At 68.2% G+C, this 1,322-nt stretch carries 1 protein-coding gene; it reads right to left on the bottom strand.

Features of this window, described 5'->3' with window-relative positions; genetic code table 11:
- Window positions 1-17: 17 nt before the first annotated feature.
- The gene (locus ABZW11_RS46230; protein ID WP_355432928.1) at window positions 18-1,091 is read right to left on the bottom strand and encodes an IS110 family transposase; all 1,074 of its coding nucleotides are present in this window, start codon (window positions 1,089-1,091) and stop codon (window positions 18-20) included.
- Window positions 1,092-1,322: the final 231 nt, after the last annotated feature.

The raw sequence follows: 1,322 nt of genomic DNA, 5'->3' as shown, positions 1-1,322 counted from the left end.
GGATGCTCCTATTGATGTCAAGCGCTGGTTTCATGATCGGTTCTGGTGATGATCTGGTAGAGCTCGCGGGCGATGTAGCGTTTGAGGCAGCGGATGATCTCTTTCTTGGATAGGCCGTCTTGGGTGCGGCGTTGCATGTAGGCGCGGGTTCGTGGGTCCCAGCGCAGGCGGACGAGGGCGATGCGGTAGAGGGCGGCGTTGGCTTGGCGGTCGCCGCCGCGGTTGAGGCGGTGCCGGTGGGTCTTGCCGGAGGATGCGGGGATCGGGGCGACGCCGCAGAGCATGGCGAAGGCGGCTTCTGAGCCGAGCCGGTCGTGGTTTTCGCCGGCGGTGACCAGGAGCTGGCCGGCGGTGTCGGGTCCCACTCCGTGGACGGCGAGAAGGCCGGGGTTGATGGCGGCCACGAGGGGTTCGATCAGTTCGTCGAGGTCGTTGATCTCGGTGGTGAGCTGCTGGTGGCGGCGGGCCAGGGACCGCAGCGCGATCATTGTCGCGGTGGCTGGGTCATGGGCGTGGCCGGGGTCGGGGCGCAGGGTGGCGCAGGTGGCGATGAGCTTGATGACGGGCAGGCCGCGCAACTGGGTGCGCAGGTCGTCGGGGGCGGTGACGATCAGGGCCTTGATCTGGCGTTGGGCACTGGCGCGCTGGTCGACGGCCGAGCGACGGGCGATCCGCAGGCAGCGCAGGGCTTCTACCCGGCCGTCGCGCTGCTTGGGCGTGCCGGAGCGTTCGCCGGCCAGCGCTGCCTTGGCCGCTTGGATCGCATCGATCGGGTCGGACTTGCCCTGCAAGCGGCGGGTCTTGCGATCGGGCCGGTCGACCTCGGTCAGGCGGATGCCCTGCCGGCGCAGGTAACGGGCCAGCCCGGCACCGTAGGCGCCGGTTCCTTCGATGCCCACGACCGTCACGGGGCCGAACGATCGCATCCAGGTCAGCAGCGCGGTGTAGCCGGTGGTGTCGGCGGAGAACTGCTCGGTGCCCAGCACTCGGCCGAGGTGGTCGATCACGGCGGCGGTGTGGGTGTCTTGGTGGGTGTCGACACCACCGGCGACTTCGTCGATCGCGATGGTGTCAGGTGTAATGGAGGGCATCGTCGTCCTGTCGTTCTTGACCGGTGGGCAGGGCGGCACGCACCGGCCGGGCAGGGCGGACAAGACAGAGAAGGGGCCTCTGGCCAGGCTCCTATGAGGTCACGACGCCACGTCCGATGGGTGCAGGTGAGCACCTCCCGTTCAGACCGACAGATCCCGTTGAAGACCCGAGGTCAGTCAGAGGGTGGGTCAGGACTGGCGGGAGGTGCTCACCTACATCATCTCTGTCAG

Source organism: Nonomuraea sp. NPDC004580, assembly GCF_040609855.1.
Taxonomy (GTDB): domain Bacteria; phylum Actinomycetota; class Actinomycetes; order Streptosporangiales; family Streptosporangiaceae; genus Nonomuraea; species Nonomuraea salmonea.
The sequence above is the reverse complement of the archived record's forward strand: the minus strand, read 5'-3'. Positions and strand labels throughout refer to the sequence as shown.

What these genes read in the sequence shown, in the direction of transcription:
- ABZW11_RS46230 (WP_355432928.1), bottom strand. Translation starts at nt 1,091, where the DNA reads ATGCCCTCCATTACACCTGACACCATCGCGATCGACGAAGTCGCCGGT.